The sequence below is a fragment of the Kineosporia corallincola genome (assembly GCF_018499875.1).
GTDB classification, from domain to species: domain Bacteria; phylum Actinomycetota; class Actinomycetes; order Actinomycetales; family Kineosporiaceae; genus Kineosporia; species Kineosporia corallincola.
The window spans coordinates 16,773-29,714 of sequence record NZ_JAHBAY010000013.1 but is presented as its reverse complement, the minus strand read 5'-3'; the positions used below and the strand labels follow the sequence as shown (position 1 = coordinate 29,714).

At 67.9% G+C, this 12,942-nt stretch carries 8 protein-coding genes and 1 tRNA gene; 2 read left to right on the top strand and 7 right to left on the bottom strand.

Annotation, left to right across the window (positions count from 1 at the left end; translation table 11 throughout):
* Nucleotides 1-100: 100 nt before the first annotated feature.
* Nucleotides 101-1,108, top strand: coding sequence for a TerC family protein (locus KIH74_RS26790; protein WP_214159124.1), 1,008 nt, complete (start codon nucleotides 101-103; stop codon nucleotides 1,106-1,108).
* Nucleotides 1,109-1,279: 171 nt separating this feature from the next.
* Here the strand turns inward: KIH74_RS26790 and KIH74_RS26785 are convergent, their stop codons facing one another.
* The 5 genes from KIH74_RS26785 to KIH74_RS26765 form a co-directional block, all read right to left on the bottom strand.
* A complete protein-coding gene (locus tag KIH74_RS26785) occupies nucleotides 1,280-2,659 on the bottom strand; it encodes a hypothetical protein (protein ID WP_214159123.1) in 1,380 nt (459 codons plus the stop codon).
* 104 nt (nucleotides 2,660-2,763) lie between these two features.
* Nucleotides 2,764-3,624: a chitosanase gene (locus KIH74_RS26780; RefSeq protein ID WP_214159122.1), complete on the bottom strand. Its 861-nt coding sequence runs from the start codon at nucleotides 3,622-3,624 to the stop codon at nucleotides 2,764-2,766.
* Nucleotides 3,625-3,814: 190 nt separating this feature from the next.
* Nucleotides 3,815-6,133, bottom strand: a complete 2,319-nt coding sequence (locus tag KIH74_RS26775; RefSeq protein ID WP_214159121.1) for a transglycosylase domain-containing protein — start codon at nucleotides 6,131-6,133, stop codon at nucleotides 3,815-3,817.
* Nucleotides 6,134-6,486: 353 nt separating this feature from the next.
* Complete coding sequence (locus KIH74_RS26770) at nucleotides 6,487-7,203, bottom strand: LppX_LprAFG lipoprotein (RefSeq protein WP_214159120.1); 717 nt, start codon at nucleotides 7,201-7,203, stop codon at nucleotides 6,487-6,489.
* 215 nt (nucleotides 7,204-7,418) lie between these two features.
* Nucleotides 7,419-7,491, bottom strand: a tRNA-Arg gene (locus KIH74_RS26765).
* Nucleotides 7,492-7,657: 166 nt separating this feature from the next.
* Between KIH74_RS26765 and KIH74_RS26760 the strand changes: the two genes are divergently transcribed.
* Nucleotides 7,658-8,656, top strand: coding sequence for a glycoside hydrolase family 26 protein (locus KIH74_RS26760; protein ID WP_214159119.1), 999 nt, complete (start codon nucleotides 7,658-7,660; stop codon nucleotides 8,654-8,656).
* On the opposite strand, the gene KIH74_RS26755 is transcribed toward KIH74_RS26760, so the two are convergent.
* Entirely contained in the window at nucleotides 8,565-10,193 is a 1,629-nt protein-coding gene (locus KIH74_RS26755; protein WP_214159118.1) for a glycosyltransferase family protein, read from the bottom strand. The two genes, KIH74_RS26760 and KIH74_RS26755, sit on opposite strands and share 92 nt — an antisense overlap.
* Nucleotides 10,190-12,847 carry a glycosyltransferase gene (locus KIH74_RS26750; protein WP_214159117.1) on the bottom strand — a complete coding sequence of 886 codons (2,658 nt, stop codon included), beginning with the start codon at nucleotides 12,845-12,847 and terminating at the stop codon, nucleotides 10,190-10,192. Before KIH74_RS26750 ends, KIH74_RS26755 begins: the two co-directional genes overlap by 4 nt.
* Nucleotides 12,848-12,942 lie beyond the last annotated feature (95 nt).

The following is a 12,942-nucleotide window of genomic DNA, read 5'->3' as shown; positions in this document are numbered from 1 at the left end:
TGAGTGCTCGCTCGGAACTCGACGTGCGTCATCGCCGTTGGGCTTCTGACCGGCCGCTCCGGTTGACCCCTGCACGCCACAAACCGGAAGGTCCGTCTGCATGGATGTCTCCACCTCGACCTGGATCATCAGCTCGGTCGTCCTGGTCGCCGTGCTCGCTCTCGACGTGTTCGTCATCGGCAGGAACGTGCACGAGCCGTCGATGAAGGAGGCCGGCACGTTCGTCGGTATCTTCGTCGCCCTGGCGATCGTGTTCGGTCTCGGCGTCTGGGCCACCGCCGGCTCGGCCTACGCCGGCGAGTTCTACGCGGGCTGGCTCACCGAGTACAGCCTGTCGATCGACAACCTGTTCATCTTCTTGATCATCATGTCGAAACTGGCGGTGCCACGGCATCTTCAGCAGTACGCGCTGACCATCGGCATCATCCTGGCCCTGATCTTCCGGGCCGTGTTCATCGCCGTCGGTGCCGCCGCGATCAGCAAGTTCTCCTGGGTGTTCTTCATCTTCGGCGCGTTCCTCATCTACACCGCGTTCAACCTGGTGAAGGAGTACCGCAAGCACGACGAGGACGAGGAGGAGGTCGACAACGCGCTGATGCGGCTGGTGAAGCGCCGGCTGCCCTCGGTCGACGAGTTCCACGGCCGTTCCCTCAGCGTGATGCAGGGCGGGCGGCGGCTGATCACCCCGATGTTCTTCGTGATCGTGGCCCTGGGCAGCACCGACCTGCTCTTCGCCCTCGACTCGATCCCCGCCATCTACGGCCTCACCGAAGAGCCCTACCTGGTGTTCACCGCCAACGTGTTCGCCCTGATGGGTCTGCGCCAGCTCTACTTCCTGCTGGGCGGGCTGCTCCAGAAGCTGATCTACCTGTCGCTGGGCCTGTCGTTCATCCTGGCCTTCATCGGCGTGAAGCTGGTGCTGCACGCGATGCACAAGTACCACTGGGCGGACTGGGCTCCGTTCGACGGCGAGATCCCGATCTGGCTCTCGCTCACCGTCATCATCGGCACCCTGGCCATCACCACGGTCACCAGCCTGGTGGTGTCGAGCCGCCGGCCCGACCCGGAGCAGGATGCCGTGGCCGCCGCGGACCGCCGGGCGGTCTGAGTCCCCACCTCCTGACACGAAGAAACTCCCCCGGCGTGGGCGGCCGCCGGGGGAGTTTCTGTTTGCCGGGCTGCGCTGTGAGGGCTGAGCCGTCCGGCGCTGAGCCGTGTGGCGCTGAGCCGTGTGGCGCTGAGCTGTGTGGGCTGAACCCTCAACCTGATCCGAGACGGATCAGGTCATCGGCATCACGCGGGCGATCTTGATGCTCTTGGTGGTCGCGCCGGCCGCAGCATAGGCCACGCTGCCGTCTTTGTACTCCTTGAACGACATGTAGTCGTGGTCCTTGGCGTTGAGCGTCAGCGTCGAACCGATGGTGGCGCCGGTGGACCGGTTCATGATCTTGGCCTTGATCTTGGAGCCGGAGCCCCAGCTCAGCACCATGCGGTTGCTGCCGTACTTCACCAGGTGCGGATGTTGCGTGGCCGCAACCGAATTCACGGTCTTGTTGGCCTTGCCGGTGGTAAAGCGGGAGATCTTGGCCTTGCCACCCTGGCTCCACGCCGTCCAGTAACCGGTCTTCGCCAGGATCAGGTCGCCGCCGAACAGGGTGCCGTCGCATTTACTGGCGACCACTGTTCTGTAGGGATTGGCCTGCGCGATTCGGCACTCGTTGTCGGTGGCGCACACCGTGATGAATTTCTTCTTGGCCGGGTCGTAGACCACCCGCGAGTTCCAGGCATGGCTACAGCTGAAGTCGGTGCTCTCGCTCGCCACCGCCTTGCCCTTCGAGGTGACGACCTGGAGGCGGTCACCCTGGTGGATGTCGACGCAGCTGCCGTTCTTCACGGTGATCGCGGTGCCGAAGTAGGCCGCGTACTTGCCGCCGCCGGTCGCGATCCGGCCGTGGTGCTGGTACCACCAGACGAACCGGGCGCCGTTGGAGTAGCCCTTCTTGGTGCTGCTCAGGTTGGTGACCTGCTTGCTCCACACCGTTTTTCCGCTGTTGTCGAAGCGGATCAGGTGCATGGTGTTGCACGGGCTGGAGGTGCCGCCGCAGAGCGGGCCGGTACCGCAGCTGCCCTTCTTGGTGATCAGGATGGCGCCGCCGTTGGCATCGGCCGTGATGTCTTGCAGGTCGATGCCGGTGAAGCTGGTGACCTTGCCGGTCAGCTTGTCGTTGCAGCCGAGCTTGCCCAGGTAGACCTTGCCGCTGGTGCCGACCCAGGCCAGCCAGGACTGGCCGTTGGGGGCCGCGGCGACGGCCATCGGGATCACCTCGGTGTCGCCCTCGCCGCCGTAGCCCTTGACCTTGTAGGGCAGGGAGACGCTGGTGACCTTGGTCTTCGCGGTCTTGGACTTGGTCCGCGAGCAGGCCGCGGCCGTGGTGGTGACCGTGGACGAGGCGCTGACCGAGGAGTCGCTGCTGTCCGAGCTCGCGGCGCTCGCGCTGCTCGTGGTGCTGGTGGACGCCGTGCTCGCCTGCTCCGCCGAAGCAGACTGAAGGGCGACGGTGGTACCGGTGACCGCAAGAACCACGGCGCTGAGGCCCACGGTCCACAGACGCCAGGAGGGTTTCCTCCGGCCGCCGCCCGGTGAGGAAGGAGTTCGCATGACTCCATGATCCTGTGAGCAAGCTTAAGAGCGGCTGGAGCCCTGCCTAAATCCGGGCATCGCACCGCATTTTCGGCAGGGGCACCGCGTCGCCGCTCAACTACTCAGAGGATCTCGTAGGTCTCGTCGCCCTCGTACACGGTCCAGCGCAGCGGCGGGTCCAGGTCAAGGTTGCCCTCGCGCAGGAACTTCCGCTGCTCGGTGTCCACCCGGCCGGTCTCGGAGTGTGCCTCCTCGGTCAGCATGGCGGCCTTGCGGGCATCGAGAAACGCATTCAGGTAAGCGGTTTCGTCGCCGCCCTCGGAGGGCGGGGCGGCCTGCTCCAGTGCTGTCCGGCGGATGCCGCCGAAGCTCACGTCGTCTTCGCCCGGGCCGTGCATGACGATCGCGTCGTAATAGATGAACTGCCCCAGGGCTCGCAGCCCGTCGGCCCGGGCCTGCTGCACCGCCGGGTCGAAGTAGACCCGGTCACGCTCGGAGTCCTGCGCCTGCTGGAACGCCGTTACCTCGGCCTCCGCCTTCCATGCCTGCTCGAACGCGGTGCCCAGTCCCTGGTGCGAGTCGGTGCCGTCGACCGCTCGCAGCGCGGGAAGGTAGCCGGCCAGGCCGTTGTCCGGGTGATCGTCGGTGTAGGCCTCGACCAGCTCCAGCATGTCGTGGGTGCCGGAGGTGAAACCGATGATGCCGCCGGTGTATCCGCGGCCGTCGTCGATGTCTTCGATGTAGCCGTACTGCGCGCGCCAGTCCAGCGAGGAGTTCTCCGCGCTGGAGACCAGCTGCATCGCGATCTCCTTCTTCTGCGGCGAGTCCAGGTCGGCGGCCGCTGCCTGCGAGGTCACCGTGGCCGGGCGGTTCGAGGGGGTGGCCTGCGCGGACCCCACCGACGTGGTAGCCAGGGCTGCGGCCAGGGCCACCGCGGCCCCGCCGCCCACCAGGAAACCGGCCTTGGCTCTCAGGGTGAGCATGAGCGGTCCTTCCTTCAGGGGGATGACGGGCCAGCACGCTAGGCATACCAGGCTTAAGCGCAACCAGGGTCCTGGTCAAGGCGGGCCTATCGGCGTGCATCGTCACGGTGCGCCGTGCCGCACGAACAGCGAGGTCCGGCCAGGATCACCTGACCGGACCTCGCTGAGAGCTGCCGTGCGACGGCTCAGATCACCGGTTCTGGCCGCCACCGTTGTTGCCGCCGTTGTTTCCACCGTTGTTGCCGCCACCGTTGTTGTTGCCGGTGCCCGGCGTGGTGGTGCCGCCGTTGTTGCCGTTGCCGTTGCCGTTGCCGTTGCCGTTGCCCTGGTCGTCCTGGTCATCGGTCTTGTCGGGCTTGGGCGTCTGCTTCACGCCGACCAGGCTGCTGTTCGCCGTCGGGAAGTTCTCGACCGGCTTGCCCTGGAGAGCGGCCTCCATGATCTTCTTCCAGGTCGGCGCGGCGATCGTGCCACCGAAGACGTTGGCCCGGTAGACGCCGTTGATGTAGACGCCCTTCATCGGCTTACGGGTGCCGTTCACCGTCTCCGGGCCGACCCACACCGAGGTGGACAGCTGCGGGGTGTAGCCCACGAACCAGGTGTCCTGCGAGTCGTTCGTCGTCCCGGTCTTGCCCGACGCCTTCTGGCCGTTCGAGAGCGGGCCGGTGGAGGCGGCCGTACCGTTCGTCAGCGCCCGGCTCAGGCCCAGCGTGGCGGCGGCGGCGACGTCCGAGTCGATCGTCTGCTTGCAGTTCTTCTTCGGGATCTTGATCGCCTTGCCGTTGCGGTCCTTGATCGAGGTGACCACGATCGGCGTGCAGTACTTGCCGCCCGAGGCGAAGGTGGCGTACGCGTTGGCCATGGTCATCGGGGACTGGTTGACCACGCCGAGCACGATCGAGGCGATGCAGTTCGGGATCTTCGTCGTCTTCTTGGTCTTGTCGCAGACGTCGGTGGTCTTCGCCGCCAGGTGCATGCCGAGCGCCTCGGCGGTGTCCGCCACGTCGCACAGGTCGAGCTGGGCCTCCATGCGGATGTAGGCGCCGTTGACCGAGTTGGCCGTGGCGTCCCAGACGCTCATGCTGCCCTGCTCGGCACCGTCCGCCGAGTTGCTGAAGTTCCAGATCTCGCTGGACGAGCCCATGCTCGAACCGCACCGCTTGAACGAGCTCACCGCGATGCTGCCGGCCGAGCCGTCGATCGTGGAGTTCAGCGTCTTGCCGGCCTTCAGCCAGGTGGCCAGCACCACCGGCTTGAACGTCGAGCCGGTCTGGAAGCCGGCCGAGCCGCCGTACTGGTAGTCGGTGGAGTAGTTGATCGTGGTGTTCTTGGAACCCTTGTCGACGCTGTAGAACTTGTTCTGGATCATCGACAGCACCTTGCCGCTGCCGGGTTCCACGGTGACCGACGCGGTGGCGACGCGGCTGGGGTCGCTCGGTGGAACCGCTTCCCGCACGGCCTTCCAGGCGGCCTTCAGAATCTTCTTGTCGAGCGTGGTCCGGATCGTGAAGCCGCCGGTCTTCATCGCGTGTGCCCGGTCTTCCTGGGTCTTGCCCAGAGCCTTGAAGCCGTTGCCCTTGACGATCAGGTTGTAGACGTAGTCGCAGAAGTAGGCACTGGTGTCGGCGTTCGCGCAGCCCTGGAAGGTCGGCGTGATCTTCGGTTTGAGCTTGCTCGCAATCGCCTGGTCACGCGTCGCCTGGTCGATCTTGCCCTGCTGGAACATCTTGTTCAGCACGGTGTTCCGGCGGCCGAGCGCCGTGTCCAGCTTGTCCGGGTCGCTGATGTCGTACGACGTCGGCGACTGGATCATGCCGGCCAGCATGGCGGCCTGGGGCAGCGTGAGCTTCTTGGCCGTGGTGCCGAAGTAATACTTCGCCGCGGCCTCGATGCCGTTGACCTGCCCGCCGAACCAGGCGATGTTCAGGTAGGCCTCGAGGATCTCCTGCTTGGTCTTCTTCTTCTCCAGCGCGGCGGCGAGACGCATCTCCTTGATCTTTCGGGAGTTCGTCGGCGCCGCGGCCGCCTTGACGCCCTCGTCATCGCCGGCCAGGTAGGCCTGCTCCTTGAGCGAGTTCTTGACCAGCTGCTGGGTCAGCGTGGACGCGCCCTGCGAACCGGGGTTGGCCAGGTTGACGACGATGGCGCGGGCCAGGCCCTCGGCGTCTACACCGCCGTGCTCGTAGAACCGCTCGTCCTCGATCGCCACGATCGCTTCCTGCATGAACGGCGAGATGTCGTCCAGGTCGACCGGTTCGCGGTTCTCGTCGTAGAACGTCGCGATCAGCGAGCCGTCCGCCGCCAGGATCTTGGTGTTGGCGGCCATCGGGGTGTCTTCGAGCTCGCTGGGGAGCTCGTTGAAGGCTTCGACGACGTTGTTGGTGGCCGCGCCGGAAGCGCCGAGGGCGGGCACAGCCAGCCCGGCCGCGAGCAGCCCGGCCATCAGGCTCACCACGACGAAGGCGGCAAGCGAGCCCAGGACGTTTCGCGAGGAGGGTTTGGGAGGCATGCCCGTCCAATGATCCAGTTTGTCTGCATATAGAGCCGAAAGGTCAGCATAGCGGGCCGTTAACAAGCAGAACGCCAGCCCCAGAGGTGAGACTCCGCCTACCGCCTCACACTTCCGGCCGGCAGTGCAGCCCCGCATGTGCTGGTGAGCATGCGCTTTGCGCGCGGCCTCGAGTGATCACCGGCGGCCTCGGCCGGGGCCGGGCCGCCGGGATCCGGGGCGAGCGAGAGCGCGCTGCCACCGTCGTCCTCAAAGTGCTCTTGATACAAGATCGTCAGACCGAAGAAGTAACGCGTCGCGACGTTTTCGGTGTCCGCCGCCGGGAGGGGAACCGGACGAGGTCAGGTCACCCGTCATTCCGGCGCCTCCTGCTCGAACGCGCTCCCGAACTCCGAGATCTCCATGACGTTGTGCGTCGGGTAGCCACTCATGGTGATCCACTGCTCGAGCCGGACCGTGCGCCCGGACCCGTCCACCCAGATGTCGCACTCGAACGACTCGACACCAGCGGTGCGCAGACGGTTGTAGAGGTTCGGCTCCAGGGTGCGGACGTCCTCGGTGGTGACGACGCCCGAAAGCCGGGTTGCCGTGACCGTTCCCACCGTCTCCTCGCCCTTGACCGCCTCGGGGCCCTGCGCGAGCAGGAGCCGCCCGTACCCGGTCAGGTCGGCGATCGAGCTCGCCCCGTCGGCCGGCACCTCCAGCCACTCCTCCCTCTGCGAACTGGTTCCCACGTTCCGCACGTACTGCTTCTCACGCGTCATCACCACCTGCACCTGGCTGGCCGGGGTGTCGCCCGAGGCCGCCGTGGTGACATCGACGTGACCATTGAGCTCGCCGTCGTTGAAGTTGACCTTGCCAGTCATCACCACCACCTCCTGGTTCGCGACGAGCGTGCGGGTCGTCAGCGTCGCCGAGTAGGCCGGCGCGGCCGATGCCTTCTCCAGAAGGGCATCGAGCTGGGCGATCTGCTCGGTGGCGCCGGGCGTCGCGCTCGCGGCGCTGCCGGCCGACGGGGCGGTTTCGGCCTTCGGGGTGGACGCCGAGCCACAGCCGACCAGCACGATCACACACAGGACGAGCGGGGCAGCCCGTCGCGCGCCAGCGTAAAGTTCAGGCACAAATCCTCCGATTCTGAGTAAATCGGGTGGATCATAGGGCGATCGAACCTCTTGCCGCCCTTGGGTTTTCCCGGTCGGCGGCTGTCACCACGGGGCAAAACGCAACGGGCCCCGATCAATGCGTTTCCGCAGACCAGGGCCTGTCACGTCGCTGTCTCAACGAGTGCGCCCGAAGGGATTCGAACCCCTAACCTTTTGATCCGTAGTCAAATGCTCTATCCGTTGAGCTACGGGCGCTTGCTCCCCTGTTCCCGGGGGAGCGATGACTACATTAGCGGTTCTTCGCCTCCAAGACGAACTGGGTTACCCAGCACGCCGCGCAGCCCACCCGAAGCCGCAACATAGTCACCCTCAGTGCACTCACCGCACTCAGTGCCACGGAATGGGCATAGGGTCGGGCGTCATGGCCGATCCCGTGTGGCCGCCGTCACCAGGCCCGACCCACCCGACCGCCGACTCGCCCTCCCGCCGCGAGCTGCTCACCCTCGGTGCCGCCGCCGGCGTGACCGCCCTCACCGCCGCCGCCCTGGCCGGCGGGCAACTGCTGAGACGCCCCCGGCTGGCCGAGCGCTGCCGCTTCGGGGCCTACTCCTCCCTCGGCGGCGACCTGCTGGGCGACCATCTCCGCCTGGAACAGAGCGTCGGGGCCCGGCTGCCCCTCTTCTCCTGGTTCAAGGACTGGAACACCGGCTGGGAGCCCTGGCTGGCCGACCAGCTCGCCGCCCGCCCCGGCTCCTACGACTGCATGCTCGCCTGGGAGGCCTGGGGCGTCGGTCTGGGCGACATCGTGCGGGGCTGGCGCGACGACTACCTCTGGTCCTTCTTCGACGGCGCCGCCCGCTACCCGGGACGGGTGATCGTGCGCCTGTTTCACGAGATGAACGGCTCCTGGTACCCCTGGTCGCTGGCCGGGCCACAGCGCACGGTCACCGATGCCGGGCAGTTCCGGGACGCCTGGCGGCACGTGGTCGACCTGGCCCGGGCCCACGGCACGCCCAATCTCCAGTTCCTGTTCTGCCCCAACGCCTTCGACGATGGCGGCACCCCGATGGAGGAGTACTGGCCGGGCGCCGACCTCGTCGACCTGATCGGCCTGGACGGCTACAACTGGGGCTGGCTGCCCGACGGCTCGCCCCAGCACGACCCCGAGGCGCTGATCCGGCCGATGTACGACCGGCTCTGCGCCCTGCACCCGAACGCCGCGTTCCTGGTGGGCGAGATCGGCTGCGCCCCGGGCCCGGGCACGGCCCGCTGGTACGAGGACCTCTACCGCAGCACCAGCTTCTCCCGGCTGACCGGCCTGGCCTTCTTCAACCAGCGCAAGGAACGTGACTGGCGTCTGGATGCCGATCCGGCCGCACTCCGGGTGCACCGTCACTACCTGCGGCAGCGTCACAGCTGACCGGGTCCACCCGCCGCAGGTACAGGGTGAACCGGTTCGGGTCGTAGCGGTGCTTGGCCCACGACCCGGCCACCTCGTAGGCCGGATCGGCGTCCAAAAGTCTGGTCAGATAGGCCACGTTCGCGTCCAGCTCGGCGCTGGCCGTGCTGCCGGACACCACCACGACCCCCTCGTAACGCCCGGCCTGCACCGCCCTGCGCACGGCCTGGTGCCCGGCCCCGAACAGGCCCCAGGGCTCCTCCCAGGTCAGCTCCGGAAAGTCCTTGGCGTAGTAGGCCATCGACTGAGCCCCCACGGCCAGGTAGGAGCCGGCCCGGTCCTCCGCCTGAATCTTCTTCAGAACCGGTGTGCTGTCGGGCCATTCGGTGAACAGGAAGTCGGCCCGGTAGAGGGCCGTCACGGTGAGCAGGTGAGCCCCGACCGCCAGCAGCAGGGCCCGTGCCTCCACCCGGCGCAGCGTGACCACCAGCCCGGCCGACGGAGCCAGGAACAGCGCCGTGAACACCAGATGTTTGTCGAACGAGGTGTATTCGTGCATCCTGAGCTGGCTCACCGGGATCGCCAGGGCCGCCGCCACCAGCGCCAGGCAGACCAGCGCCAGACGGAACGAGCGCTCCCGGCGCACCAGCAGCACCGCACCGGCCATCGCGAGAACCGCGAGAACCCCTGCCCCGCAGACCCATTCCCAGATCAGCAGCGACACAGAACGGTAGTTGTGCGCCTGCCGCGAGAGCGTGGTGAACTCGATGCCCTCACGGATCAGGCCGGCGCTCGGCAGGTACACGAGCAGCAGCAGACCACCGGCCGTCAGCAGAATCACCGTGGCCCGCAAAAGATTACGCCAGGCCAGGGGCGCGGCCAGCACGGCCAGGGCCACGATCACCGGCAGGAAGCCGCCACCGGCGTACTTCAGCACCGCACCGCACGCCAGCGCCGCACCCGCCCCGAACGCCGAGACCAGGCCCGAGCCGGTCACCGCCCAGCGCAGGGCCAGCGCCACCGCCAGCACGCAGGGCGCGTCGTAGGTGGCCAGGTTGCCGTTGAACATCACCGCCCCGCTGAGCACGAAGCACAGCATGGCCGCCCAGCGCGCCGCGTCGTGGTTGCTCACGGCCAGGTGCCGGGCCACCGCCCCGACGCAGAACGTGGCACCGATCATCAGCAGCAGGCTGGTGAACCGGACCAGCTCCAGCCCGCCGACGTGATCGATCGCCGCCGCGGGCAAGGGGTAGGCCAGTGGGTGACCGGAGAAGTAGGAACCGTAGTCCGGGGCCTTCGCACCGCCCGCCCATTGCGCGAAATAGGCATGCCCGGCATCGATGTAGAGGGCCTCGTCGCTGTTGGCGATGTTGTGCAGCCTCATCGTCGTCACACATTGGACCAGCACGATGAGGGACGACGGGAGGGCCGCGACCACCCGGCCCCGCCAGGGACGGTCACCGGGCAGGAACGACAGCAGCGCGCTGCGCCACAGCGGCGTCGGGACCGCCGTGGTCTGCGGGCTCGTGGTCTCCGGAGCGAGCGTGGTGGTGGTCATGCGGTCTCCCCGATCGCCGGCTCGCTGGAGGGCCGCAGACCGAGGAGCCGGTCGAGCAGACGTCCCTCGCCGCCGCGCACGGCCGCCCAGCCCACCGGCAGGTACACGTAGGCGTTCAGCAGGGCGAGCACGATGTTGGCCCAGTAGTGGGCGAAGCCGTAGACCATGGCCCCGGCGCCCAGCCCGATCAGCGTGGCAGCCTGGGTGGCCAGCAGGTAGGGGCCCATCAGCCGGCGCACCCGGTCGCCGACCGCGGCCCGCGGCGAGGTGCCGGTGCGCACGGCCCCGGTGGCCACCCACTCCGCCGCCCGCCCACGGATCAGGTCGCCGATGCAGAACAGGTGGGCGAAACCGTAGACCGCCTGCACCCGGAACACCTCGAAACGCCAGCGCCCGAAGGCCACCACGGGGAAGACCGCCAGCCAGAACAGCGTGGCGACGGCGAGCGGGAGCATGTTGCCGCTCTGCACCCGGTCGGGGTAGGCGATCACCATGACCAGAACGGCCAGCGGTGCCAGGGCGGCGTTGACGGCGGTGGCGAGGTAGTAGAGAAAGCCGGACCAGTAGCTGGCGCGCTGGGCCGCGCTCATCGTGGGTTCCTCGTGGAAGTTGCGGTCCATCAGCAGCGACATCGAGCCCTCGCACCAGCGGTACTGCTGGGCGATGAAGGCGTCCAGGTTGTCAGGGCAGGCCCCGCGGGTGAGCAGCACGGGCACGTAGCGCAGCTGAAAGCCCTTCCGCGCCATCATGACTCCGCAGTACACGTCCTCGCTGTGCCCGATCAGCGGGAACCCGCCGATGGCCTCCAGCGCCCGCCGCCGGTACACCGCGGAAGTGCCGACACAGATGGCCGCCCCGACGGCGTCGCGGGAGGGCTGCACGAAACGGAAGAACATCTCCTGGGTGGCCCCCGCACACCGCTGCAACCACGACATCGAGCGGTCGGTGGCGAAGAACTGAGGGCTCTGCACGATGCCGACCCACGGGTCGTCGAGGTAGGGCACCAGCTCGCGCAGGTAGTCCGGCCGGGGCACGAAATCCGCGTCCAGGATGGTGATGTGCTCGCCCCGGCTGCGTTCCAGCGCGTACTGGAGGTTGCCGGCCTTCTTGAACTCGCTGCCCGGCCGGGCCAGGTATTCGAATCCGTGGGCGCCGGCCAGGCGCCGCACCTGCTCGCGCGCGGAGTCGTCGAGCACGTGGATCCGCAGCTCCCCGGGCCAGTCCAGCCGGGCGACGTGCTCGTAGGTGTTGGCCAGCACCTCCAGCGGCTCGCCGGCGGTCGGGAGGAAGACGTCGACCGAGGGGGCGCCGCGGAAGTCGCGCACCAGTTCGCGGTGCCGGCCGACGGTGACCCGGCGGGTGAACGTGGAGGTGCGCAGGGCCAGGGCCTGTTCCACCACCATCAACGCGAGTGGCCCGAGGAAGATCAGCGTCCAGTAGGTGTTGGTGGCCAGGCCGTACATCGACACGGCCACCCCGAGCATCGCCACGGCCTGCGCCCAGAACAGCCAACGGTGTTGCGGTGCGGCCAGATACGCGTCTTTCTCGGCGTCGGAGGGCGGCGTGACCGGTCCGGGTGCCGTCGGCTGCCGCGGGTACACGACCTTGCTGGTGAACACGAACCGGGCGGCGAACGAGAGCCCGACGGTGGCGGCCTGGGCCGGCAGCGATCCCATGCCGCGCTCGACCAGGAACACCAGGAGGGGCATGCGGGCGACCGCGTCGAGGCCGTTGTAGGTGAAGGTCTGGGCGGCCCGGGCGGTCAGGTTGCGGCGCCGGGGGCCGTCGAACACCAGACGTTCCTGCATCACGAAGTTGCTCAGGATGGTGAGCGCGGTGGCCACCACGGCGGCCCAGAGGTAGTGCGAACCGGCCTGCATCAGCAGGAACATCAGCGCCAGGTTGAGCACCAGACCGGCCAGGCCGACCGCCGCGAACCGGCCCGGCGCCCCGATTCTCAGTGCCAGCAGCTGGATCACGAAGTGCAGGCCGTTGCGCAGCGACGCCTTGCTCTCGCCGGCCCGGCGCTCGCCGAAGCTGAACGGCACCTCGCGCACCACCAGGTCGTGACTGGCGAGGATCTCCAGCAGGATCTTGAAACCCCTGGGGCGCAGCCGGTTCAGGTCCACGGCATCGCGACGCAGGCAGAAGTAGCCGGTCATCGGGTCGGTGCAGCGCCGGCCCACCCGACGGGGGAACATCACCCGGCTGAGGTATCCGCTGCCCCGCGAGGTGACCAGCCGGGCCACCGAGCTGAGCCCGCCGGCGTCGCCGTCACCGACGTAGCGGCTGGCCACGACGACGTCGGCCGGATCGTCCCGGCCGACCTGGACCAGCTGCGCCGCCAGTTCCGGCGGGTGTTGCAGGTCGGCATCCATCACCACGACGAAATCACCACTGCTGGAAGCAATTCCCCGCGATACGGCACCGGCCAGACCGCCGCTGCGCTGTTCGCCCGCGCGGTGGATCAGCCGGATCGGCATCGCACTGCTGCGCGCGAGCGCCGCGATCACCTGGGGCGTGTGGTCGTCGGAGTCGTCGACGAAGACGATCTCGGACTTCTCGCAGGGCAGCGTGCGGGAAATTCTGTCGACCAGCTCGGCAACGTTGTCGCCCTCCTGGCACGTGGGCACGACGACAGAGATGTCCGGCATGGGTGCGCTCCCTCATGCCGACGGGCGGTGCTGAGCCGTCGGCAACGTGACGTCCGGTCGGGGATGGGCGAGTCATGGGCTCCATCGCCGATTTT

Bases quoted from the DNA above. Each gene is read 5' to 3' on its own strand.
- KIH74_RS26790 (WP_214159124.1), top strand. From the start codon at position 101: ATGGATGTCTCCACCTCGACCTGGATCATCAGCTCGGTCGTCCTGGTC.
- KIH74_RS26785 (WP_214159123.1), bottom strand. From the start codon at position 2,659: ATGCGAACTCCTTCCTCACCGGGCGGCGGCCGGAGGAAACCCTCCTGG.
- KIH74_RS26780 (WP_214159122.1), bottom strand. From the start codon at position 3,624: ATGCTCACCCTGAGAGCCAAGGCCGGTTTCCTGGTGGGCGGCGGGGCC.
- KIH74_RS26775 (WP_214159121.1), bottom strand. From the start codon at position 6,133: ATGCCTCCCAAACCCTCCTCGCGAAACGTCCTGGGCTCGCTTGCCGCC.
- KIH74_RS26760 (WP_214159119.1), top strand. From the start codon at position 7,658: ATGGCCGATCCCGTGTGGCCGCCGTCACCAGGCCCGACCCACCCGACC.
- KIH74_RS26755 (WP_214159118.1), bottom strand. From the start codon at position 10,193: ATGACCACCACCACGCTCGCTCCGGAGACCACGAGCCCGCAGACCACG.
- KIH74_RS26750 (WP_214159117.1), bottom strand. From the start codon at position 12,847: ATGCCGGACATCTCTGTCGTCGTGCCCACGTGCCAGGAGGGCGACAAC.